Consider the following 24152-nt stretch of genomic DNA (forward strand, 5'->3'; position numbering starts at 1 on the left):
TAAAATGAAAAAGACAGCAGAAGAAATATTGATCGAAAGATTAGGCGATTTTTATTATATCATGGGCAAGCATAGAAAGCCGGCCACTGATGGAATGGAAGAACACACTAACCAACACACAGCCCCGCTTATTGAGGCGTTGGAGGAAATACAAGAAATAACAGTAATAAATGGGAACTATAAAGAAGCATTCGAAATAGTTCAAACAGTAGTAAATCACTTTTTAAACGGAACAGAAAGATAAAATGGGATTATATGTAAAAAAAGAAGTTGAGCCTAGGGAGGCTAGGCAACTTACAGAGAAAAACAGAGAAGAGTTAATGGAATGGTGTTGTGGCAAACGAGGTTTAGATGGATCTATTCTTTTAAAAACTCCTGAAAGTGGCGAAGGAATGCAAATCGTAGTTTCTGGTGATTTCATAATGAAAGGATATTCAGAAGATCAAGGCTGGCATTTCTGGCCAATAAAGCCGGACTACATGAAAGATAATTATAAAAAAGTTTCAGAAACAGCACTACTAAACGCTAAAGGGTTATGAAGACAGCAATCGAATACGCAAAATCATTAAAATTAAATAGGGATAACGTAGAGCACATCCTTTCTTCTAATTCTATAAACGGAACTCTATTGGTCGATTTAACTGCGATGCTAAGACAGTACGGCCGACAATGTGCTGAACGGGCTTTGAAAGATGCAAGTGAAAAATTAAGACAGACATCAGGGCAATGGAATGCAGACTTTAATAGTCAAAGAATATCAATTTTAAACACAGAAATAATAACGCCATGACTAAATTAGAAAAGATTAAAGAGGCTTACGGGAACAAATATAACAGTAGTGTTTCTGACACTGATGGGTGGGCTCCATGGAATTGCATAGATTTAATGCCATTGCCAGATTCATATCAAACTAAAAACATAGGCAATACCACATTCATAAGACCAATTTCACTTAACGGCATCGAAGACAATAACGGCTGGCAAAAAATTGAAAGCGAAGATGATTTGCCAACTGACAGAACTAAAGAGTACTTAATTGTTGTTGATGGTCTTAAAGGATATAGACAAGCTTTTTACGATAAAGATAAATGGTGTTTTTTCCATATTGTAAGTGATGGGACTCGTCATTTATCGAGCTATAACAGTGTCACCCACTGGAAACCAATTGTTAAAGATTTACCACCAATTTATTAGGATATGACTGTTATAAATGTAACCAGTAGACATGAAAAGTTGCTTGATTTTATTAAAGAACATAATGCGAATATCACTTTTGGTATAGTATTCACGCCTAAAGACGGGAGAAAGCATATTCTATGGTGTGGCACCGAAATACTATGCGCTTTCAGAATAACACTTAAATAAAAAAAACTATAAAATGAAAGAACCAGAAGAATATAAAATTGAAAAGGCTTTTTGTGAGTCAATAGGTCTTTTCTCCGGAGAAGTTATAGGATTAGGCGATGGTAACAAAAGTATACCTGACATCCTTTCAAAATTCAAAACCTACCTGATAGAACAGGGGGAGCACGTAAGCGAAACGGATCATCAAGAAAAAGTTAATTTATATAAAACAAAAAATCTTTTTCAAATTCACAAATTAGCTTTTAAAGCTGGAAATAGAGAAGAGGTTCATTTGTTGAACAGAATCAAAGAACTCGAAAAAGAAGTTCAGCCGTACAGGGATAATGCTTTCAATGGGGTTAGCGATGAGGTAACAACACTGAAACGCCATGATGAACAATTAAGATCTTGGATTAATTCAATGACCGGTGAACTTAAAGTGCTAAGGGATGCTTTAAAGGATGTAAAGGAATTATCAAGTGATGAAGATTTAAGCGAATGGTTGTTTGATAATGATTATGCGGCACCAGAACCACATAAAACAGACTAACCCCTGGCTTTAATCTCATCCCTCAGTGCTGTTTCTTCCTCTCTGGTTAGATGAGTATTGCCAGAGACTGAAACATCAACAGAGGTATCAATATACCCAGCAAACGACATGTCGAACTGTACCATGAATAGATTAGACTGTCCGCGTATCTGTGATACGGTAATGGTCTTGTCGTTGAGCGTTAAAGTAAATTTATCCATTAAGAATTATTCTCGTGCCTGTCTATCATTTCGCCTATCAGATCAACCAACACCGGATCAATATTATCGTTATTTAAATCCTCTTTGTTTGAGACCTTCTCTGAATTCAATGTCTTTCCGTTTAAAATCCTCCAGCTTATTCTTTAAATCAATGATCATACGGGAATACTCTATGCCGGCATTAATGATTTGCTTCTCAGCTGCCCGCACTCCGGAATCAAAAGGCCGTACAATAACATTTTCCAGTAACTCGTCTATATCATGGTTGCACAGCTCCTTATCAAAATACCTCTCTTCAAACTCCCATGGCAACCACCAGGCACCCGTAACTTTATCGAACAGCCAGCACTTTGCAAGTAAAGCCTCCTTAACCAGTGGCCTTAACCTCACATTGTCCCCTCTCTGTCTTCCGTAATGACTGATTCCCATTTGACAAAATTACTAAGGAAATTAGCAAATAGTCAAGGGATTCAAGATTTATAATTTCTATCGTTTTAGCTAAGGAGTTTTAACCGGAAAATCGGTGATAAAAATCTATAATATTTATAAAATATAACAATGTGTTATTTTTGTTATATTTGTATTGATGAGTGTTTACGACAAAAAATCAGTACCACAGCTGCTACAAATAGCACAGAAGCATTTCAATGCCTTTATAAGAGCAAGGGATATGAAAGACGGCTATTTCATTTGCATTTCATGTAATAAGTGGAAACATCCAGATAAAATGCAAGCAGGTCATTACTTCTCTGCCGGGCATCACTCATATTTAAGATTTAACGAAGATAACGTACACGGTCAATGTATGGCTTGCAATTGTCACTTGTCCGGCAACCTGATAAAGTATCGGGTTAACCTTCTAAAGAAGATAGGGCAGGATCAATTAAGCATTCTGGAAGATAATATGCATATGAGCCAAAAATGGGATAGGTATGAGCTGATTGAAATAATAGATAAGTACAAAGATCTTAACAAGAAAGGAGTCATGTAATGGGAGCACCTAAAGGTAATAGATTTTGGGAGTTCAGAAGTAAACACGGTAGAGAGAAGTTATTTGGTTCTCCTACCTTAATGTGGGATGCTGCATGTGAGTATTTCAATTGGTGTGTAGATAATCCGATTCTTGATCCAAGGTCTTTCGGAGGCAAGCAAAAGATTCAGCGTCCATTTACAATGCATGGTCTTTGTCTTTATATGAACTGTAATACAGGATATTTCAGAACTTTTAAAGCTCAATTGCCTGATGGAGAAAAAGATTATAACACGGTCATTTATAATATAGAGGAAACAGTTTTTCAGCAGAAGTTTGAAAATGCTGCAATTGGAGTATATAACCATAGCATCATTGCACGGGATTTAGGATTAGCTGACAAGATCCAGAATGAAGTAACAAATATCCCTCTTATGAATATTGATCCTTTAGATAGCTCAACTGATGATACAGCCGACGACAGCACTACGTAAAATATCTGGGCTAAAGAAAAGAATCAAAGGAATTCAAGGCGGTCAGGGAGCTGGTAAAACTTACGCTATCCTGCAATTGCTATGCAACCACGCGTCAAGCCATCCCAACAAAGAGATATATGTAGCATCAGACGAGTTGTCAAAGATGCGTATTACTGTTATAAAGGATTTTGTTAAGATAATGAACCTGTTCGGGATTTTTGAGCGATACAGATGGGTTGACGGAACGCTTTATAGATTCCCTAATGGATCATTCATTAAGTTTATAGGACTCGATAAAGCTGATATAGGCAAGGGCCTTCGTTCTGATATAATGTTTATCAATGAGGGCAACAAGGTTAAATTCGACACTTACAGAGAATTAACATCAAGAGCAAAACAGGTTATCATAGATTTTAACCCGAATAAGAAATTCTGGTTCCATACTGAGGTTATGACTCGTGATGATTGCGACTTCATTAAACTGACATTCTTAGATAACGAGTTCTTAAGTACGGAAGAAAGATCCGAGATCCTCCGTTATAAAAAGCTCGGCTACGCACCAGGTGATACAGAGGGTTACGCTGTAAACGAAAACGGTGAACTGATAGTCATCAATCAGTACTGGGCTAATATGTGGCGCGTATATGGACTAGGTGAAGTTGGTCAAGTAGAAGGGCGTATTTACATCTGGAAACCATGCACATTGAGTTTTTATTTAAGTTTAAATGTAACGGAGTATTTTGCTACTGACTGGGGTAAGGTTGACCCATGGGCAATTATCGGTCTTAAATATCACGATGGTAATCTATACACAAGAGAGCTGAACTATGCCAGCGAAAACGAGATTGAGCGTAACATGTCACCTTCGTTATTGCAATCGATTAGAGGTGCTGAATCAGGAGAGGGTGACGAAAGACATGACGGATTAGTGTCCTATATGTTTAAAAAACTTGGGATACCTTACGACGCTGTAATCGTATGTGATAATAACAGGCCTAATAAGATCAGATCATTAAGGCGGGCCGGTTGGGAATATGCCATAGCAGTTGGAGGGAAGATTGACTTGGTAAATAGAATTGGCGTGCTATCCGGGCTGAATATATTTTATACGGACGACAGCAAGAATATTGAAGCCGAACAAGAAGGCTATTGCTACGATAAAGACACGAATGGCGTGTTGCTTGAAAAGCCAATAGATCAGGATAACCACACAATTGACGGTATTGCCTATGCTACTCAGTATATGTTTTCAGAAGGCATAATCAAAAACATTTAATAAAAATTCTGTTTTTAAAATAAATATATCTAATTTTATAACACATTGTTATAAATGTTATAAATTGAACATTGTAATCTCATAAGGTATTGAACTGGATTCAGAAGTCTATTGCTAATTTTACCGGACTTGACAAGTTTGTCAATCCCATTTTCTTTGAAAGCTATTCAAGCCGATTTGTCGATCCTATAACAGATTTCAATGAGATAGGGGATGATTTACGGAAAGTAGCGTTAGTGTTCGCAAACCCGGCAGTACTTAAAGTATTCTCATTGCAGTGCAACATGTTTGCCCTTGGTAAAATGTATGTTTACCAGAATGGCAAAGCATTAAAATCAGACCCATTTCTGGATTTAATCAAAAGGCCTAATCCATTTCAGCAAGAATCACAGTTTAAATGGGATTATATGTTCTGGAAAATGATCGGTAATGCATACTGCTATGGCGACAGTAAAATCGTAACCAACGAAGGAAATAAGCTTTATTTTCTTGATAGCTCTAAGATGGTTTTTCCGGAGGACATGTTGAAGCAGCGAGATAGGATAATACTATCCAAATCATCAATAGAAACTATAAATAATTATAATATAGCCTACAATTACAAATACTCGCCAGCAACATCTTTTAAATGGGGGAATATTATACATGTACCAGATCTGACTAATGGTACGGGGGACTGGTTCAGGGGGCATAGCAAACTTACTGCGCTCTATAAAATAATTTCAAATTCTGATACTGCTTTAGATAGTAAAAACATAAATGTTAGGTATTCCGGCAAATTCTTAGTTGCTGGTACTGCAGACCCTAGTGACGTTAATAAGTTGCCACTAAGTAATGATGAGAAACTCACTATAGAAACTAAAATAAACGGGCATAAAAATGTCCATGCTATAAAAAGCATGATTGATATTAAACGGTTCGTTGATAACATAGGTAATTTAAAGCTTGACGAGTCTTATTTAGCTGATTATTTCTTGATCGGTTCTATGTACGATATACCAAAAGAAGTATTAGAGGCCAATTTGCAGGGAGCTACTTTCGAGAATCAAGAGAAGTCAAGAGGGGCACATGTTAGTTATTCTTTGCAGCCTTCCGGTGATCAGTTATGCGGAGAGCTTGAAAGGTTCTTTGGTTACACTGATAAGTCAATAGTTATCGACTGGGAGCATCTGCCGTTTATGCAGGCATTTGCAAAGGAAAGAGCTGAAACAGAGAAAATAAAGACGGAAAGCTTATTGAATTTAATGAGGGCAGGGGTTAAGATCCCTGAAATAAACACCATCCTAGATTTAGAATTAACACACTTGGATTATGCATCAGCACAAAGAACAGCAGGACAAAACAATAGAAACACTTGAACGATTCAAAGGTAAAAAGGAAGTTCCCGAAGAGATCAAGAAGTCTATAAATGAAAAGTTGAAGTACATTAATAAACCTATACGGAAATGATATTTTGTAAAGAGCTAAACAAGAGTTTCAATACTTATGATGAATTACTTAAGGCGATTATTTCTAATAAAAGCCAAGTAATTGCATTAAAGAAAGATGCTATTAAGTTTACAGACGGATATGAATGTTCTTTTGCTGATCAGGAGACGTTAAAAAATATAGTCATCAAAGGTAATGAAGCTATTATTGATAATCCAACTGAGATTAAAGTAAGAATTGCTGGTAATACAACGAATCTTTTAGATAGCCACAGAGATGTCCATATCGATGGTATTTGGAAAAGAACCCTTAAGTCCTCAGATACTAAGATGCATCTTCAGGAGCATGTTAGAAGGTTTGATGCCGTGATAAATGATCAAGCAAAGGTTTACGCAAAAACAATGGCTTGGAAGGATCTTGGAGCCCCATACGAAGGAGATACACAAGTTCTTTTGGCCGATTCAATTATAAAGGCCGCCAGAAACCCTTATATGTTTGATCAGTATAAAAATGGGTGGGTTAACAATCACTCTGTAGGGATGCAATATGTAGATATACGAGTTTGCATGAATAGTACAGAAAAATGGGCAGAAGAAGAGAAAGCAAATTGGGATAAATACTACCCTATGATTGCAAATAAAGATGATGCAGAAGACGTAATGTACTTCTATGCAATCCTTGAAGCTAAGCTTGTAGAAATATCTGCCGTTTTATTTGGCAGCAACTTCGTAACACCAACAATTGACAACAACCTGAAAACCGAGCAATCACTTTCAGATGAAGATAAAACTGACTCGCCACAGGGCACTCAAGTAATTAACAATTTTTATAACCCAAATCTTTATTAAGATGTTTAAATACAAAAACGACGAAGAATTGAGTAAAATGACTGCGGCAGAGCGTGACGAATATGCGGCCGATAAGCGTACTCATGAAAAAGGCTTGCTTGAAAAACTGGTTAACGACACAGTTGAAGGCTTAAAAACAGAATTAACTAATGCTCAAAAGGATGAAATTAAAACTCAGCTGGCAGAAGTGTTAAAAGGTAGAGAAGGAGTATCGAAAGCCGAATTCGATGAGGTGAAAGAACACGTTGCCCAAATTAAAGAATCAAAATCTAATTTTGGTTTTTCTGTATTTGGTGACGAAGCGATGTACCAGGAAATCGAGAAAGGATTAGTAGAGTTTCTACCAAAGGTAAAAGCGGAAGCCAAAAAACAAGCTGGATCAGAAAAGGATTGGGACGTTGAGATGGAAATTAAAGCTCCTGTTAACATTACCACAGGTGCTATTACCAATGCCGCAGGAGTTAATACCCCTGTTAGCTACGTATATCAGCAGGTGACTGACTATGCGGAAGATGTTAGAGGTCTTGAATACATTATTAAATTCCTAAGCTCTGGCGGAACCAATAAGTCTACTATTCCTTTTATGGATAAGCTGCCTAATCAGGGCACAATGGCTATCACTGCTGAGGGAGCGTTAAAGCCATTAATTTCAATTAGTTTCAAACTGAATTACTCTCAGGCTCAAAAGGTTTCAGGTAGAGCTAAATTATCAGAAGAAGCACTAGACGACATTCCTTTTATCATGTCGACTATTAGGAATGAGCTTAAGTATGAACATGACATGGCAGTTCAGTCTGCTATTTTCACTAAGGTAGCTTCTTTTGCGCCAGCGTTTGTTGCCGGTGGTATGGCTGCTTCTACTAGTACGCCATCCAATTTTGATGCTATTAGAGCGTCTATTTATGCTGTTAAAATTCAATCGAAAGGTAAGTTTATTCCAAACATGGTATTGGTTCCTTCTGCAGATTCATACAACATGGGGGCGACTAAAGATACACTTGGGCAATATGTCCTGCCAACCTTTGTTTTGCCTGATGGATCTAAAATTTCAGGAGTACAGGTTGTTGAAGTATCTGATGGAACTGTTGCTGATGGATCTTTTATTCTGGGTGACTGGAATAGATTACACTATAACTTATACAAAGTGTTTACCATCCGAATTGGTCAGGGTATCAACACAATTGACGTAGCGGGCACGCCGACAATTGTATCAGATTTTGAGAGTAACATGTATACCATACTTGGAGAAAGCCGCTTCCACTTATGGATTTATGAAAATGAAAAAGTGGCATTTGTTAAATCAACTTTTGCAGCTGTTAAAACTGCAATTGAAAAACCAGCAGCATAATCATGGCAGAGGAAATAAAACCAATCACAACAGAAGACCTAGTTAAGAGCCAAGCATCTTACAAAGGTAACAGTCAATCTGACTTAGTAGAAATTGAGATCATTAAAGATGGATCTTTCTACGTTAAGGGAGATAAAGACAGTGTTCATCCAACTACTGCCGCAATTATGAAGGCAAAAGGATTAATTAAAACCTACAAAGGGGAAAAATCGGATAAAGCAGAGTAAAATTATTTCAATGTCAATCATCACATACAACGACTTTAAGGGAGAGCAAAATATAGCTGCGATATCAAATATTGGTATTCGGGAATCATTACAGGTATTTATTGATGAATATGAACCTCTTTTCTTGGAGTCGTTGTTAGGTGATGCCCTAGCCGCTGAGTTTGTTGCTGGACTTGCTTTAGCGCCAATAGATCCTAAATGGTTGTTTCTTAGAGATAACACGAGCCTTAAGAAGATGTTAGTTTGTTGCGTGTATTACCACTATAGGCAGAACGAAATAACACTTACGTCTGGGACAGGTGAGGTTAAATCAAAGAATGAAAACAGTAATCCTGTTAATGTCATAGATAAGTGTACGAAATCATGGAATAATATGGTACACATGGCTAGGAAATTCACTTTAGATAGAAGTATTTATCCTGATTATCCGCATAGGAACACGGTATGGGTTTACGAAATGTGGGGCAATTACTGTAACAGATCTCGGATAGATAACATTTATGAGTTTAAAAACAGTCTTGGATTATGATACAGCCTATCTATTTACATCGTGACCCTTTCCCTGATATAGTTGCAGAAGTATCAAGAAAGCTACTGCCTCAACTAAAGGCTTATGATGAGGCTATTACCGGGATTCATTACCATTTCGGTCATCCTTTAGAGATTGTTAACACACTTGGTAAATATGAGGTGGGTACATCTTCAAAGTTTGACAAATACCCTTTAGTTGCTTTTTTCTTAGATACTACTGTTCAAAGAGGGAAGTCACCTGGTATTTATGGTGAATTTAATGTCCACATGGCTATTATCAGAGAGTGTTTAGATCCAAATCAGACGGCTGATGAACGTGATAAAACAAATTTTATACCAGTGCTGACTCCTATTTATTTGGAGCTCATGCATCAAATTAGTCTAAGAGGCGATGTATTTCAGTTGCCGGGGCAGGAAATGATACCTCATGATGTTACAAATAGATATTACTGGGGTAAAAGCGGGCTATGGGGCAATGAAGGAAACATCTTTAACGACTGGGTCGATTGCATTGAATTAAACATCAAATTAAAAGTATTTATTAACTACTGCCCTAAACAGGTAGTATAAACTTCAAATATTATGTCAATATTAAACACATCGCTTTGCAGCTCCAACGGAGCTAATACAGGCGTTTCAGATTGCCCAGTTGACGTTAAGCTGCTTCAGTTCTTAATTGCTGTACCTAGTAATTTCGAGTTGACTGAGGTACAAATGGCTTCACCAGAAACGGTAATGGCAGCTTTAAGGGCGGCACTTATTAACGATAATCCTTCATTAAGAATTTATCCTTTTCCAGTACAGGTAACATTTACAGACAATTCCACAGACGCGGCTTTCCAAACTTTTGGCAGCGGATCTCTGGCTCCTGTAAATGATGGTATGTATGATTGGACGTTCCAGTTTACCAAAGGCGGGCTATGTTTGAGCAATAAACTCAGAAAGTTCAACGGCAATAGCAATCAGAAGTTTTTAGTAGTAGACGGTCAGGGGATGCTGTATGGAACTAAAGTAGGCACATCCTTAAAAGGCATCCCGGCAAACTATATTTTTACTGATAAACTTAAAGCAGCCACCTATGAAACGGCTACTATTTATGCTTATCGTGTGAACTTTATGCCTACATACTTCAATGAGAATATTGCTTTTTTAAAGCTAAATCTAGTTGATCTGTTAGGATTAAACGGTCTACAAGATATTGTAATTTCTAATGCGGCCCCAAGAGTAACCAATGTTATAAAAGTAAAGCTTACAACTGGATGCGCAGGTATTGACATGTATGATTTATACTCAACTGAACTGGCAGCCGTAGGAAACTTCGTAGTAACTGAAGCCGGCAAGAACATTACGATTACTTCTGTGGCTGCAGATCCTAATTCAAAATCGTTTACTATTACTCTTGATGCAACTGATCCAGATTATAGTGTAGCAGGGCCATTTATCGTAAGTACCGCGCCAGTTTCTGTACTTACTGCTGCTGGTGTTGTAGGTTACGAAGGTAAACCGTTAACTGTAGCCTAATGAGACACGAGCCGGGAGAAGTTGGGTTCAATAAAGAATGGGCTTTAAAAGCGGGCAAGGAAAAGTTCTTGAAACACTTTAAGGACATATACCCCTTGCGTGATTTAGTTGCTGAGTGGGATAAGATCTCACCACCCAAAAAGGAAGAAAAGGTTAAGAGGTAGGTTTTTTCATATGGTAGTTTAGATTGGAGGTGTTGTTCTTGGATGAGGCAACACCTTTTTTAATTTATAAAACCTAACTTTGGCCCCGTATATTCACTTAGCGATGATGTTAAAAGATAAAGTTGTAGAAGCATATAAGAAGATCCAGGACGAAATTAGCCAGACATTGGCGCGTGTTGACGGTAAAGGAGAGTTTGAAGAAGAGATCTGGACCAGAGAGGGTGGGGGCGGTGGGCGTACACGCGTTTTTCAGCATGGAAATGTAATTGAAAAAGGTGGAGTTAATTTCTCTGCTGTATATGGTAAATTACCGGAGGCCGTAAAAAAAGCTTTCAAAGTCGATAATGATGAGTTTTTTGCTACTGGTGTTTCTATCGTAATTCATCCTTCCAATCCTTTTGTACCTATTATTCATATGAACATCCGTTATTTTGAAATGGATGAACAGACCAGATGGTTTGGGGGTGGTATAGATTTAACCCCGCATTATGTTATTGATAATGACGTGCGTTTTTTTCATCATTTACTCAAACAAACCTGTGATGAATTTGACACTTCATTTTATCCGAAGTTTAAAAAACAGGCAGATGATTATTTCTATATTAAACACAGGGAAGAAACCCGCGGAGTAGGCGGTATATTTTATGACAGACTAAAACCGGAGAATACCGGTCTTGACTGGGATCAGTTGTTCAATTTTTCTCTTGCTGTAGGAAATTCCTTCCTTCCTGCGTATACTGAGCTGATTGAAAGAAACAGAAATACTGCCTTTACAGCTGCTCAGCAGGAGTGGCAATACGTAAGAAGAAGCCGTTATGCTGAATTTAATCTGGTCTATGATTCGGGTACAAAGTTCGGTTTGGAGACAAACGGAAGAATCGAATCTATCCTAATGAGCTTACCACCAATGGCAAAGTGGATCTATAACCACCAACCCGCTGAAAACAGTCCAGAGGCTGCAACTCTAACCAGGTTAATAAAAGGTATAGACTGGGCTTAACATGTTTTTTAAGCCCAGTCTTTATGATTTAAGTTTTAAATCTTCACCGGTTAAAGCAAATATTAAGTTTTGTAATTGATGAACATACTTACACTCCCCGAAAATGCCGGTTCCTTCTGCACGCCATTGCAGTGCAATCCCAACTTCCATAGTTTTAGGATCTATAGTTACTTGAATGTTATTACCTGCTTGATAGGATAGGTAGTAGCCATCATAAACCCCCTCGTCATCTTTTATAAAGCCTAATCTAATACATGTCGATTTTGTTAAGGGGATTGCAGTAGCTTGCCATTCCTTTTCAAAATTACCAGAGAATGTAATATTATCCTTTGTCAGCTCAATCACTTCGATAATCTGCCCGGTTTTCTCTTCCATGAAAAGATTTCCGAGTCTTAACTCTGTAGGGTTGATTTCCATAATAAATAAAAAAGCTGCTATCTAAATCAGCGGTGGAAGACGCCAATCCAAACAACAGCAATTATAAGATTTTTATTCCGCTTCCACTCGGATAAGTCAAATGTAATATTATATTTATAACAATGTGTTATAATTGTTATATTTTATTTTAAATTTGTATAGATGACAATAGAAGGAATGCTAAATAAAGTAAAATCAATTGATCTGCCAAATGCGGTTCCTGATATTATTATGCAAACCAAAGCCGATATGATATTGCTCAACCAGATACAACTGTATAATCATGGTATAGATGCAAACGGCAATCTCCTGACCCCCTATAAAAGTGATTCTTACGCAAGGAAAAAGTTTTCGAGGAATCCGGGGCCAGGGTTTGGCCAACCCGACTTGAAAGATACTGGTGAATTCTATCAGGACTACACACTGTCAGCAAACCGTACGGATTATGAATTGGATTCAAGTAATATGAAGTCCTCTGCATTAAAAAAACACTATGGTGACGCCATATTTGGGCTAACTAAGGATAATAAAAAGGTTTACGCTTTAGGCGTATTTTATTCGGCCATTCAGCGGTATATAACATTTAAAACTGGTTTAACATTTAGATAATATGAATATTATTTACATAATACTTGCCTTAATTGGTGCTTTAGCAATTGGGTTTATTGGCTGGCTTTGGTACTTGTCAATACCGAAAAAAATGTCACTTGATGAGATGAAGGTTCGTGTTAGGTCTTTACGTAAAACTTATTGGTCATTCTCAGAATTGGAGCGCAATACTCAGTTAGGTAAGACTGTATTTAAGTCAATCATGTATCTAGAAAGAAAGATTTCTGAAGCTGAAAAGTTAGAATTTAATGAGCGACTGTCTGATGTTAAGTAACCGAAAAATATATAGCTCTTGTAGTGACTTACCACTATACAACTTTATAAAGATAGTTGTGACCGAGGATCATGCGTATCTGTATTCAGAGCCTAAAAAGCCATGGAATAAAAACGTTAATCTGGAAGAGGCTTGGCAAACTATTTTCGATGAGTATACGACCCTTACGAACGATACAAGGGGTCAACATGTATTCTCTTTAATCAAAGAGATTACAGTGCTTAACAGTAAGCTATATGTAATTCAACAGGCAGTCAGTTTTCTTGCCCGGCAATTTGATGTCAGGTTGTGTGATATGCTCCGGTCAATGGGCTTCATGTTTCAGTATAACCCTGAATCAATGGATAAGGATTTAAAAATGACCATATCTACTGCTAAATCATTGCTTATGAGCCGGGCAGAAGCTCAGGCAGAGTTTGACAAACTGGATAATGATGCAGGTAAAGCAACTGAAAAGGATTATGATGCCTTAATAGCTCAGTTAAGCAAGTTTCTGGGCTTCTGGATTAATGCCAAAGAATCAACGGTAATGAACTTTATCAATTACCTGGAAATGTTTAAGCAGGAAAATAAACCGCAGGCAAATGGCTAACGAACAGAAAATAAATGAAATAATTGACCAGAAAGCATATGATCAGCTTAAAAAGCTTGAAGAAGAGCTGGGAATTGTTGTAAAAGTATTATCAGATGCTATTTTGGCCGCTGAAAAGTTAAATTCAGTAATTGCCAGTAGTAAGACAGTAGGGGAATTAAACAAGGCTATTGCGCAGCAGCAAATATTAGCCAACAAAGTGGCCATTTCAGCTAAGCAAGTAGAGGTTGCGGAATTCAAGAAACAGCAAGTTTATGCAAAAGCAGCAATTGATAATGAAAAAAGAGCGGCAAAGGATGCCTTAGCAGCAGAAAAGGCAATTAAAGCAGATGCCGAAAGAGTTGCGTCTATAGAAAAGAAGACTAAAACTGTAATTTCAAATTCTCAGGCAGAAGTTGACGCCTATAATAATGCTATTGACGGATCTGCAAGATTAAAGACTGCTGTAACAGAAGAACAAGAGCTTGAAGCACAAGTAGCGTCCAGCCTTACGGCCTTAAGTTTAGCCAGAGGAACTAATACCGAAGAGGTTAAAAAAAATACAGAAGCAACTAGGGTTAATACACTTACGAAAAAGCAACAAGCATTTCTGCTTGCCGAGGAAAAATTCAACATACAACGAAGTACTGCTGAATTAAAAAACCAAGTAAGAGAGCAAAATGCAGTAAAAGGTTCACTAGAACAGAGGCGAGCCGCTCTCATCAGGTTAAATACAATATTTGACAATCAAAGTCCAACAGAGCGCGCTTCGGCTGCAGGGCAACGACTACAAAAAATACTAGGAGGGCTTGACGAGCAAGTTAAAACTCTAGAAAAGTCAACGGGTAGAAGTCAGCGTAATGTTGGTAATTATGGATCTGGAATTTCTTCGGCATACAATGGATTGGTGAAAATCGCTAACATATTGCCAGGCGTAGGAATTGGAACTATAGTTGGTTTTGCCACTGAGCCAATTATAAAATACATTTCATCATTGGATTTATTTGCTAAGAAAATAGATCAGTTGCTGGCAACTCGTAAAATGCTTAATGATGTTAATTTGAAGGGCGCACAAAATGCACAATTAGAAATAGTTCAACTAAAAACGCTTTATGATGCATCTCAAAATGTTTCGTTTTCTATTAGGGATAGAAACAAATATATTGATGATCTGCAAAAAAAATATCCGGATTATTTAGGCAACATCAGCAATGAAGATTTCAGGGCAGGGAAAGCTGCTGATGCTTACAATAGGTTGTCAGTATCCATTATTGCAACTGCAAGAGCAAGAGCGTCTCAGGATAAAATAGCAGAAAACGCAAGCCGTCAACTTGATGACGAACAACAGATGACGGATTTGCAAGCAGAACAAATTAAGAATAGGATTAAACTAAAAGAGTTATCTCGTCAAGCGTCTCAGACACCTGTTTCATCAGCTAGTTCAACAGGCGCAAGCACTACTAACATAGTATCTGAAACAGAACTATATAAGGCGAAAAAGCTAGTTGAAGATACTGATAGAAGAATTTATAATTTAGCCACAGACCGTGAAATTTTAGGGAAAAGAAACCTAGCTCTAGAACAAAATATTACCAAACAGATATTAGCTGGGGCGGTAATTACTGATGATTCAAATAAAAATGAAAAAAAGCAAAGGATAGACACATCCGCAATAGATACTCAAAAAGCAAAAGTAATTGCAGAGCGGGACGCTCAAAAGGCTATAGTTGAAAATGAAAAAGCATCATATGTTGAAAGGTTTGCTGCTCTTCAAAATTTCTCCAACTTAAGTAAACAAGTAAACGACCTGACAGAACAGGAAAAGATTAAAAAAGCCAGAGGATCTGCCGGTCTCATTGCTCAGGCAAGAGCTGAAGAGGCTACTGCAAATCAAAAAGTTGACATTGAAGTCAATAAGCAAAGAATTAAGTTAACTGATGAAGCTAACAAGGCTATTCTTGATTTATTTACTAAGCAGGAGCAAGATGAAATATTAGCAATTCGTGAAGGCAACAGCGAAAAGTTGCAGCAGATTGAACAATATCGTGCTGAGGCGGCCCAAGCTTTAGCAGAACAATATGCAGCCGGAATCATTACCAAAAAGCAATATGATTCGCAGTTGCTTGAAATTGACAATCAATCGTCGGCCGAATCTATTCAAATTCAAATTGATGCTATTAAAAAAGTAATTGATTTAGAAAAAAACTACTTGGGGGCGGGTATTGGCGCAAATAAAGCTATTGCAGACGACGAGAAGAAACTTGCTCAACTTCAAATTGAATTAAGCAAAAAAACTACTGATGCCAAGATAAAGGATTTAGAAAAAACAGCTGAACGCAATAAACAGCTTAATGCGTCTCTTATGCAGCTGGGTCAAGAGGTATTTAATTTTGGTGTTCAGCTCGGAAATGCAACTTACGAACGTAGGCTTAACGAGATACAGGGCGAAATGGACGCTGCCGACAAGAAAAAACAAGCAGACATCGAGCAGGTAAACAGTAGTGTTGACACTGAAGCTGAAAAGGCTGATAAAATTGCAATTATAAATGCAAGGGCCGACGCACAACAGCAAGTATTAGAAAAAAGAAAAAGAGATGAGCAATTAAGGCAAGCCAAATTCCAAAAAGCAGCTAACATTTTTCAGATAGCCGGAAACACTGCAGTGGCCGTTATGAAAACATATTCTGAATTTGGGTTCCCCTTCGGTATTCCTTTGGCTATTGCTCAGGCAGCTATTGGAGCTGTCCAGATTGCTACCGTACTAGCAACACCTCTACCTAAATATTATACCGGTACTGATAATTCCAAAGAGGGTCTTGCCTGGACAGATGAATTAGGGCCAGAATTATACATTGAGCCAGACGGAAATACTTTCATAGGGAGCAATAAGCCAAATATTAAAGATTTAAAAGCGGGAACTAAGATCATTCCTCATGATGAGCTTGTCAGAATGGTGGCCAAGCCGGATTTATTGTTAAATCAAACCACAAAAGTTGACTTGTTGCCACTACAAAACACTATAGTAAATGGTAACGAAAAACTTATTAAAGCGATAAATAACATAAAACAACCTGTACAAAGAAATAGTAAACGTGGATTCTTAGCAGATAGTGAAAGGATTTCATCAATGAACGAATATATAAAACGTAACTTTTAATGGGAGCACAGCCAAATGATTTTAGATACTTCTTAACCCTCGATAATAATCGAACGGAAATAATCTTTGCCCCTGATGGATGGGACAAAGATACTACAGTAACCTATAAGCGTAGTGAAGATTACTTCGGTTTGATAAGATCCCTTGCTCTGCCTTTACAATTTGTCTTAGATGGGGCTACTATTTTAAGGCAAGCATTTTATAAATATGGCATTGAGGCGGAGGTTAGAATAGAAGTTGAAGTTTTAAACAAGGCAAGCTGGCAATACAAACCTTTTTTCAGAGGTGATATTGATTTTTCGAAATTTGAAGATTTAAAAGATCATGTTAGTGTAACGTTGATGGAAAGCGGTGCTACTCGTAATATTAAGGCTTTTGAAGGGGTGAAGTATGAATATGAATTGCGCGGATCCGATATAGTTGATATTGTGTTGCCTGGCATTGGGTTTTCTGAAAAATCCACCTACTTTTTTAGCCCAACGGAAGGCAGGGCTACTAGAAGAATTCCAGCAATGCCGATTATTACCAACGGTTTTTCTTCGCAATATGTATTAGCGCAAGGTGTTGATGGTGGAGATATAAATGATGACGGATTTAATAACTCGAATGGGTGGTTTGTAAAGGGAAATAGACCCGAAGTTATTAATCTAAATATAGTAGGAAGAATTAAAGGCTTTGCAACAAAGACAATAGTTACAGGAGGAAGTATTCAAAATTTCACTATAGAGATTAGAAATGATTCCGGCTCTTTTGTACAGGTATTGTACACCAGTCCTTCAATGGGATTAAGGGATGATGAAAGAGTTGATTTTGATGTAAATATCAATTTGACATTTTCTATTAGTAATAATGAAAGATTATTTTTTTATATCAGACCAGATCCAAATGACCCGCCTAGGACATTGGTGACATTTGTGCAGGAAGGTGATATTACTGTGTCATATGCAACAACTTCACCGCCTTCAATTTGTAAAGGTATTCCTGCAATTAATCTTTATAAAAGAATTATGGCAAGAATCACACCCGGTACACAAGTTGAATCTTTTATGCTTTCTAATAATTGGAAAAACTTAATATTTACATGTGGTGATGGAATCAGAGAGGTTGGTGGAGCTAAACTATCTATTGCATGGAAAGATTTTTATAAAACATTCAACGGTCTTGAGCATGCTGCTTTTGGGCTTGAAAACGGTGTAGCTCGGCTTGAATCTGGGGCGTATTTTGCCAGAAATATTGAAATTATAAATATAAGCAATGTTAAAGATTTTAAATTAACCGCTGCAGAGTCTTTTGTTTTTAATTCGGTAAAAATAGGATACGAAGATGGTAACACGGATAATAAGGACGGTCGTGAAGAGTATAATTCGGGCCAGATCTGGGCAATGCCAAGTACACGGATTCAAAAACAACAGGATTGGATCTCGCCAACAAGGGCCGATCAATTTGGAATTGAAAAATTAAGGTTAGATTATAACATCATTAAAAACACAAGCGATACTAGCAGCGACAACGATGTATTTATGGTTGAATGTTTTAAAGATGGAGATAGTTACAGGCCAATATTAGGATCTTCTTATTCGCACATTGAAGACTTGATTTCTAAAGACTCAGCTTATAATCTTAATTTAACGCCTAAAAAGAACCTGCTGCGCCATGCTCCATATCTGAGATCGATGCTTGACAAGCTGGATACAAGGTATATTAATTTCGGATCTGGCGACAAGAACACAGCATTATTGACAATCAAAGACGGTGTAAGGGTAAAGGAGAATGAAAACATACCAATATCATCATTAAGCGGTAAATACTTTCTCCCATACATAGCAACATTCACGGCTAAACTGCCGGTAAATTCCATGTGGTTAATAGACAAAATGCCTTTTGGCTATGTGTCATTCACATGGAATGATGTTAAGCTGAAAGGGTACATTCTTGAAATATCTGTTGATATAGCCAAGAATACTGAACAGGAATTCAAATTACTGTTAACCAATGATAATGACTTACAAAACTTAGTATAATGGCAAAAATAGAAGACACAATAGCTCTTTTGAATCCGCTCAGGTTTATAGACTTGAGCGATATTAACTTCGGCTTCGATGGTAATTTTGCCGTGAATCAAGTTTTGAATTTCCAGAATCCAAAATGCTATTTTCAACCGTGGCAGAGATCAGACACTTTGAAGTTACAGGGCCTATTTGAAAAATCACCGACTGATTTGATATTTACAGATCCGGTAACCGGTGCAATTGCAAATTCTGTATCATGGGCGTTAAAGGATACAACCATTATTGGCTATACTTTCAAAGTTTATGAATTGTCCTTTCCGTTCACAGGGTTGCCAGTGGGTCGTTATATAGCATCATTCTCTTACACTGATACGGATTTGACAGTTCATCCTTTAGTATCTGAAGGGATCGACATCAAGGACGTTCAGGAAAATACCATTCTGTTAAAGTATAAACATAGTGAGAATGATTTTAACGTAGTATTTAACACCAGTATTGAATTTGAATTTCGGGTGCAATCTGCAATACAGAATTTCAATCCTAAAAACGTTCGGGTTGTTTATAACGATCAAAGAGTAAATGCGACTCAGCTATCAGCAACACCTTACCGGGTATTTAAATTTAAACTCGGGTATCAATACGGGGTTCCTGAATGGGTAGTTGATAAGATTAATCAGATTCAGTCAGTAGATCAGGTGTCATACAATAACATTCCTTATCAGGTGGTATCTGGTGCAGAATATGAGTATGAAACAAACCCGGATAATAATTTCATGGGTGGATCAATTGACATACAGCCAATAGAAAACAATTTTAAAAGATATCAAACCGGCCCGGGAACTGGCCCCGAATTTATTCCTATGCAAAAAGTACTTAGATATTATGGGCAATCTGCTAATCTGGTAATAGCCGGAAAATTCAACAATTTTTCAGATCTGGAAAAGATTTTGATTACAAAACGTACTCCTGCAACTTTTGTGCTTAAGGTTGGTACAACACTTGGCGGTGCAGAGATAGCCACTTTCACAGTAGACCAGACAGAAAACACATTTACTATTGAATGGCTATTCGGGGGCACAACCACGCTTTACATCTCTGGATTGGATGGTGCTGACACAGATGTTTATGTAGTATATAAGCAACTGGATGAAGCTGCCGTGCCAATTGGGCCAGCTCCTGCGACTGGCGTATTTGGTGCAAAAGGAACATGCGCTATTTACCGAGAGGTTACACCTGGCGATTTGGCTGTACATTGGAACCTGGCAACGGGATTAGGTAACGCAAACACGCCTTATGCTGGCTGGGCGTGGAGAGATGGGCGAAACGGCACAGACGATATGAAAGGTATGGTGTCGATAGGGTTTGATTATAACAATATGCCGGTGGTGGGGACAGCGACAGGAGCGAAAACAATAAATCTTACAAAAGCACAATTGCCAGCGGTTGGCGTTGGTATCTCGATAGGAAAGGCGGCTTCTGGTTCATGGCGAACAGGTTCAGGATCTGGTAAGCCGATCGTTAGAGTCGGAGGTGTTGGGGATGGAGAGTCTGAGCCGGAGCAAACAGGTACTTCACAAAATTTGGGAAATGGCGACCCGGTAGACATAACGCCAAGATCATTAATAGAAATTCCGATTATCAAATTGATTGATTAAGGTCTATAAATATTTTTTTACCTATATTTATAACACATTGTTATAAATGTTATAATTTAAGAATGGGAAAGCACGATATTAGGACAGCTCAGACTCAGGCGAATGAATTGATAAACATCATTCTTAATGATCCTGTAATGATTTCTTCATTAGCCAGGTATAAAGAAAGGCATGAGTTTTCAAATCCAAGAGATATTCCGGATTTAGAAAAAGTAATGTCTCTGGTTGCTGCAGCTACAGCTGTGATACCTGAATGGTCTGTAAGTACGCCTACAGATGAGCAGGGATTGGTTTTACATACAGATGAAAGTGTTAAATACATTTTTCAATCTTTGGCAGATGGCAACGTATCAGAGCCGACTTTATCAAACAATACATGGAAGGTAATAGGGTATTCTAAAAAAGACGAGGTAATTTCTTATACAGGCGCAACAGGATCTTATACAATAGACTTTACTTTAAATAACCGTCAAGCCTTATTTGGCCTTTATCCTCACATAGAAGTATGGTCTATTTCAGGATCAACAAATACACTGATACCGGGAGTAAGTCAGACTCAAACAATTTCGGGGAGTAAGATCACAAGCATATCACTTGACGGTGTTTTCGGTGATGGATACATATTAATATACTAATCATGAAAAGATACATTTTAACATTATTAATAACCTTAATTGGTATTACGGCATTCGCTCAGGAGACTCCTCCGTCACCAGGGCCTAATTTTAAATTACTTACAACAAATCAGTGGTACTGGCAGCTTCCCGATTCGATACCATGGCAGTATAAAGGTGTAGATTTAGGCTGGTCACGTATTGCCCGGTTTAAGGATTTGAAAGCCAAACTTGATAAAACAGGCGGGACATTAACAGGTGATGTGACATCTAATTCGGCTATTACCGCTAGTACACTTGCAACAACAAACAATCTACGGTTATTAGGCGGAGTATTTGAACGAAGATTTGACGTCTCGGGAATAACCTTTTTTAACAATGGAGTAAGTCAATACACTACTGCGTGGCCGGGTAATGCAGGACAGATAGCAACTGTAAATGATGTAATTGCAGGTACATTGCCGTATCAACTGAAAAGTGAGAAAGGACAAAATAATGGTTATGCTGGATTAGATGCAGGTGGTAAAGTGCCATTATCTCAAATAAATGCCTCTTTAATTGGCGCGGTTAATTACCAAGGAACATATGATGCGGGGACTAATACGCCAGCACTACCCGCAGCCGCATCTGGCAATAAAGGATGGTATTATGTTGTATCTGCCCCGGGCACTCAAGTTGGGTTAACGTTATCTATCAATGACTGGGTTATATCAAATGGGTCTACATGGGGCAAGGTTGACAACAACAATATAGTTTCATCTGTAGCAGGAAAAATAGGGATAGTTACTTTAAATAAAGGCGACGTAGGACTCGGAAATGTAGATAATACATCTGATTTAAATAAGCCTCTATCAACAGCCACAATATCAGCGTTAGCAAACAAAGCTGACGATAACCTAGTAATGCATTTGGCTGGCACAGAAACTGCTACTGGTAATAAATTATTCAGTGGCATAAATAGATTTTCACAAGGCACAGCATTTGGGACTATTAATGACAACTTATTGATATCTGCAACTCAAATACAAAAAAATGTGGCTGGTATAGGTTACCCGATAGCAATACCCACACCCACGGCTGCAACATCATTTGTATTAGCTGAGAATATTGCCACAGGTCAAACAATTGGAGCTAATACAACGGGTAATGCTGCAAGTACTACACTATGGGGAGGGGATCAGGCTGACTTTACTTCATTCGGAACAAACCCTGCAACAATATTGGCAGAAGACATTACGGCAGGTAAAGTTAAGCCGATACAAGCCTCAACACTTAGAACATTCTTAGGTATCCCATCAGGGGGCGAAACGCTTCAAAGTGTCACGGCTAGGGGGAATACGACTGATCAGAAAATTAATATAAGTTCAAATACAAACTTCGGCGTGAATGGTTGGCAAGATGCACAGTTATTATTAAAAACAATAACGACACCGAATAAGCAATTAGCATTGGGTTATAGCCTTAATGGGGATTTTGGGTATTTACAGGCTGGAACTTTCGGGAGCACATATAGTAGTTTACTGTTAAACCCAAATGGCGGCAACGTAGGCGTAACTACATTAACCCCCTTGACAAGGCTTCACGTGTCTAATATTGTGGGGACTGGCGAAAACCTTCCCACGTTGGGTACTTTCGGTGGTTCTTTTGCGGTATCAAATAATAGCACCAATTACGGTATTAATATGGGCGCTACAGGTAGCGGTGAATCATGGATTCAGGTGCACAGATCTGACGGCACAGCCACGGCATACAATTTAAACTTACAACCTTCTGGCGGGACTGTTACAGTGCCAACTCCAACATTAACCAATTCAGCAGTAACCAAAGCTTATGTAGATGCTAAAGTTTTGACTGCTTCGGCAACGTTAGATTTTCCGTCTACTGGGCCGGGAACCTCTTCAAGTTTACAAGTCACAGTTACAGGGGCCGTAGCAGGTGATCCCGTAATAATAGGGGGAAGTACATCTGGATCGGGCTTCTTGGTAACAGGTCGTGTAGTTGGTCCTAATACCGTATCAGTTGAATGTTCAAATTATAGCTCTACAAATACTGTAGATCTTAGCTCATCGGTATTTAAGATAAAGATTTTCAAAGATTAAAGAATATGGAACATAAATCACCAGCGAACATAACCGCAACAATATCAATGATTACCGCAGCAATATCAATAATAATGGACAATATACAAGCTTATGTTTCGCTTACTGCAGCAGCGGTAGCCGTGCTTTCTGGCATAATGGCTATCAGGCACTATTACTATTCAACAAAAAAAATAAACGAAGAAAGGAGGCGATTAAATGGGAATGGATAAAATCAGTGACTTAGCAATTAAATACGCTTTATCTCAGGTAGGGGTAAGGGAAGCAACAGGGAAAAATGACGGCCCGGCAGTTGAAAGCTACTTGTCTTCCGTTGGATTAGGAAAGGGTTATTCGTGGTGCATGGCTTTTGTTTACTGGTGTTTTAACAAGTCGGCCAAGGATCTTTCTTTAAAGAATCCTCTTTATAAAACTGGTGGGGTACTTAAAGAGTGGGAGGCATCAACAGGACGTAAATCTAAAGTCCCGACGGTTGGTTCGGTTATGATTTTAGATTATGGCAAAGGACTGGGACATACTGGAATAGTTTATGGTATAGATGGACTTTACGTACTAACTATCGAAGGAAATACAAATGATAATGGTAGCCGGGAGGGAATAGGAGTGTTTAAAAAGAAACGTTTAATCAGCTCGGCAAAGGGCTTTATAGAATTTTAATTATGATAAAGTGGAACCCTGATAATTTCAAGGGAATTTTAGCAACTGTAGTAGTTTTCTCGTCTTTCCTTTATTTTTTCATAATCACTTTGTGTGAAAGGCAGGCTGATCCGCAGGTTATAATTGCGATTGTGGCGGCTATGTCTAATACTCTACAATATTATTTTGGGTCTTCGCAAGGGGCAAATAAAAAAGATCAGATCATCA

General features: G+C 38.0%; 29 protein-coding genes. 27 read left to right on the plus strand and 2 right to left on the minus strand.

Annotated features, from left to right (window positions below; genetic code table 11):
* The first annotated feature begins 4 nt into the window (after window positions 1-4).
* From PL_RS19905 to PL_RS19925, 5 genes are all read left to right on the plus strand, one after another.
* Complete coding sequence (locus PL_RS19905; protein WP_041884648.1) at window positions 5-244, plus strand: hypothetical protein; 240 nt, start codon at window positions 5-7, stop codon at window positions 242-244.
* A 1-nt stretch (window position 245) separates the two neighbouring features.
* The gene (locus PL_RS19910; protein WP_041884647.1) at window positions 246-539 is read left to right on the plus strand and encodes a hypothetical protein; all 294 of its coding nucleotides are present in this window, start codon (window positions 246-248) and stop codon (window positions 537-539) included.
* Window positions 536-790 carry a hypothetical protein gene (locus PL_RS19915; protein WP_041884645.1) on the plus strand — a complete coding sequence of 85 codons (255 nt, stop codon included), beginning with the start codon at window positions 536-538 and terminating at the stop codon, window positions 788-790. The genes PL_RS19910 and PL_RS19915 overlap by 4 nt, the downstream gene beginning before the upstream one ends.
* Complete coding sequence (locus tag PL_RS19920) at window positions 787-1194, plus strand: hypothetical protein (RefSeq protein ID WP_041884643.1); 408 nt, start codon at window positions 787-789, stop codon at window positions 1192-1194. Before PL_RS19915 ends, PL_RS19920 begins: the two co-directional genes overlap by 4 nt.
* Before the next feature lie 184 nt (window positions 1195-1378).
* On the plus strand, window positions 1379-1894 hold the full coding sequence (locus tag PL_RS19925; RefSeq protein ID WP_041884641.1) for a hypothetical protein: 516 nt from the start codon (window positions 1379-1381) through the stop codon (window positions 1892-1894).
* A gap of 269 nt (window positions 1895-2163) precedes the next feature.
* Here PL_RS19925 and PL_RS19930 read toward each other — a convergent pair whose 3' ends face one another.
* A complete protein-coding gene (locus tag PL_RS19930) occupies window positions 2164-2523 on the minus strand; it encodes a hypothetical protein (RefSeq protein WP_041884639.1) in 360 nt (119 codons plus the stop codon).
* A gap of 157 nt (window positions 2524-2680) precedes the next feature.
* Here PL_RS19930 and PL_RS19935 point away from each other — a divergent pair, with 157 nt between their 5' ends.
* The 12 genes from PL_RS19935 (at window position 2681) to hemF (ending at window position 11883) form a co-directional block, all read left to right on the plus strand.
* A complete protein-coding gene (locus tag PL_RS19935; RefSeq protein WP_041884637.1) occupies window positions 2681-3085 on the plus strand; it encodes a recombination protein NinG in 405 nt (134 codons plus the stop codon).
* Window positions 3085-3558 (plus strand): terminase small subunit, encoded by a 474-nt coding sequence (locus tag PL_RS19940; RefSeq protein ID WP_052496491.1) that lies wholly within the window; start codon window positions 3085-3087, stop codon window positions 3556-3558. The genes PL_RS19935 and PL_RS19940 overlap by 1 nt, the downstream gene beginning before the upstream one ends.
* Window positions 3530-4816, plus strand: a complete 1287-nt coding sequence (locus tag PL_RS19945; RefSeq protein ID WP_041884636.1) for a phage terminase large subunit — start codon at window positions 3530-3532, stop codon at window positions 4814-4816. Before PL_RS19940 ends, PL_RS19945 begins: the two co-directional genes overlap by 29 nt.
* 89 nt (window positions 4817-4905) lie before the next feature.
* On the plus strand, window positions 4906-6174 hold the full coding sequence (locus tag PL_RS19950; RefSeq protein ID WP_041884635.1) for a phage portal protein: 1269 nt from the start codon (window positions 4906-4908) through the stop codon (window positions 6172-6174).
* Window positions 6175-6261: 87 nt separating this feature from the next.
* A complete protein-coding gene (locus PL_RS19955; RefSeq protein WP_348620193.1) occupies window positions 6262-7092 on the plus strand; it encodes a hypothetical protein in 831 nt (276 codons plus the stop codon).
* A gap of 1 nt (window position 7093) precedes the next feature.
* Entirely contained in the window at window positions 7094-8440 is a 1347-nt protein-coding gene (locus tag PL_RS19960; RefSeq protein ID WP_041884631.1) for a phage major capsid protein, read from the plus strand.
* Window positions 8441-8442: 2 nt separating this feature from the next.
* Window positions 8443-8667, plus strand: coding sequence for a hypothetical protein (locus PL_RS19965; protein ID WP_041884630.1), 225 nt, complete (start codon window positions 8443-8445; stop codon window positions 8665-8667).
* Between the two features lie 10 nt (window positions 8668-8677).
* Complete coding sequence (locus PL_RS19970) at window positions 8678-9196, plus strand: hypothetical protein (protein ID WP_041884628.1); 519 nt, start codon at window positions 8678-8680, stop codon at window positions 9194-9196.
* Window positions 9193-9768 carry a hypothetical protein gene (locus PL_RS19975; protein WP_041884627.1) on the plus strand — a complete coding sequence of 192 codons (576 nt, stop codon included), beginning with the start codon at window positions 9193-9195 and terminating at the stop codon, window positions 9766-9768. The genes PL_RS19970 and PL_RS19975 overlap by 4 nt, the downstream gene beginning before the upstream one ends.
* 12 nt (window positions 9769-9780) lie before the next feature.
* A complete protein-coding gene (locus PL_RS19980; RefSeq protein WP_152620363.1) occupies window positions 9781-10719 on the plus strand; it encodes a hypothetical protein in 939 nt (312 codons plus the stop codon).
* Window positions 10719-10883, plus strand: coding sequence for a hypothetical protein (locus PL_RS19985; protein WP_160292142.1), 165 nt, complete (start codon window positions 10719-10721; stop codon window positions 10881-10883). Before PL_RS19980 ends, PL_RS19985 begins: the two co-directional genes overlap by 1 nt.
* Window positions 10884-10986: 103 nt before the next feature.
* Window positions 10987-11883 carry an oxygen-dependent coproporphyrinogen oxidase gene (gene hemF / locus PL_RS19990; protein WP_041884623.1) on the plus strand — a complete coding sequence of 299 codons (897 nt, stop codon included), beginning with the start codon at window positions 10987-10989 and terminating at the stop codon, window positions 11881-11883.
* A 21-nt stretch (window positions 11884-11904) separates the two neighbouring features.
* Here hemF and PL_RS19995 read toward each other — a convergent pair whose 3' ends face one another.
* Complete coding sequence (locus PL_RS19995) at window positions 11905-12258, minus strand: hypothetical protein (protein WP_152620362.1); 354 nt, start codon at window positions 12256-12258, stop codon at window positions 11905-11907.
* 204 nt (window positions 12259-12462) lie between these two features.
* On the opposite strand from PL_RS19995, the gene PL_RS20000 reads away from it, so the two are divergent.
* The 10 genes from PL_RS20000 to PL_RS20045 all read left to right on the plus strand — a co-directional run bounded on the left by PL_RS20000 (window position 12463) and on the right by PL_RS20045 (window position 23945).
* Window positions 12463-12909: a hypothetical protein gene (locus PL_RS20000; RefSeq protein ID WP_041884620.1), complete on the plus strand. Its 447-nt coding sequence runs from the start codon at window positions 12463-12465 to the stop codon at window positions 12907-12909.
* A 1-nt stretch (window position 12910) separates the two neighbouring features.
* The gene (locus PL_RS20005; protein WP_041884619.1) at window positions 12911-13183 is read left to right on the plus strand and encodes a hypothetical protein; all 273 of its coding nucleotides are present in this window, start codon (window positions 12911-12913) and stop codon (window positions 13181-13183) included.
* 58 nt (window positions 13184-13241) lie between these two features.
* Entirely contained in the window at window positions 13242-13775 is a 534-nt protein-coding gene (locus PL_RS20010; protein WP_041884616.1) for a hypothetical protein, read from the plus strand.
* On the plus strand, window positions 13768-16911 hold the full coding sequence (locus tag PL_RS20015; protein ID WP_041884615.1) for a hypothetical protein: 3144 nt from the start codon (window positions 13768-13770) through the stop codon (window positions 16909-16911). Before PL_RS20010 ends, PL_RS20015 begins: the two co-directional genes overlap by 8 nt.
* Complete coding sequence (locus PL_RS20020; RefSeq protein ID WP_041884613.1) at window positions 16911-18932, plus strand: hypothetical protein; 2022 nt, start codon at window positions 16911-16913, stop codon at window positions 18930-18932. Before PL_RS20015 ends, PL_RS20020 begins: the two co-directional genes overlap by 1 nt.
* On the plus strand, window positions 18932-20575 hold the full coding sequence (locus PL_RS20025) for a hypothetical protein (protein ID WP_041884612.1): 1644 nt from the start codon (window positions 18932-18934) through the stop codon (window positions 20573-20575). Before PL_RS20020 ends, PL_RS20025 begins: the two co-directional genes overlap by 1 nt.
* A 62-nt stretch (window positions 20576-20637) precedes the next feature.
* Complete coding sequence (locus PL_RS20030; protein ID WP_041884610.1) at window positions 20638-21210, plus strand: hypothetical protein; 573 nt, start codon at window positions 20638-20640, stop codon at window positions 21208-21210.
* Window positions 21211-21212: 2 nt separating this feature from the next.
* Window positions 21213-23288, plus strand: a complete 2076-nt coding sequence (locus PL_RS20035; RefSeq protein WP_052496490.1) for a hypothetical protein — start codon at window positions 21213-21215, stop codon at window positions 23286-23288.
* A gap of 5 nt (window positions 23289-23293) precedes the next feature.
* Window positions 23294-23500, plus strand: a complete 207-nt coding sequence (locus PL_RS20040; protein WP_348620201.1) for a hypothetical protein — start codon at window positions 23294-23296, stop codon at window positions 23498-23500.
* Window positions 23493-23945 carry a CHAP domain-containing protein gene (locus tag PL_RS20045; RefSeq protein ID WP_041884607.1) on the plus strand — a complete coding sequence of 151 codons (453 nt, stop codon included), beginning with the start codon at window positions 23493-23495 and terminating at the stop codon, window positions 23943-23945. The genes PL_RS20040 and PL_RS20045 overlap by 8 nt, the downstream gene beginning before the upstream one ends.
* Window positions 23946-24152 lie beyond the last annotated feature (207 nt).

This window comes from Pedobacter lusitanus, from assembly GCF_040026395.1.
Lineage (GTDB): Bacteria > Bacteroidota > Bacteroidia > Sphingobacteriales > Sphingobacteriaceae > Pedobacter > Pedobacter lusitanus.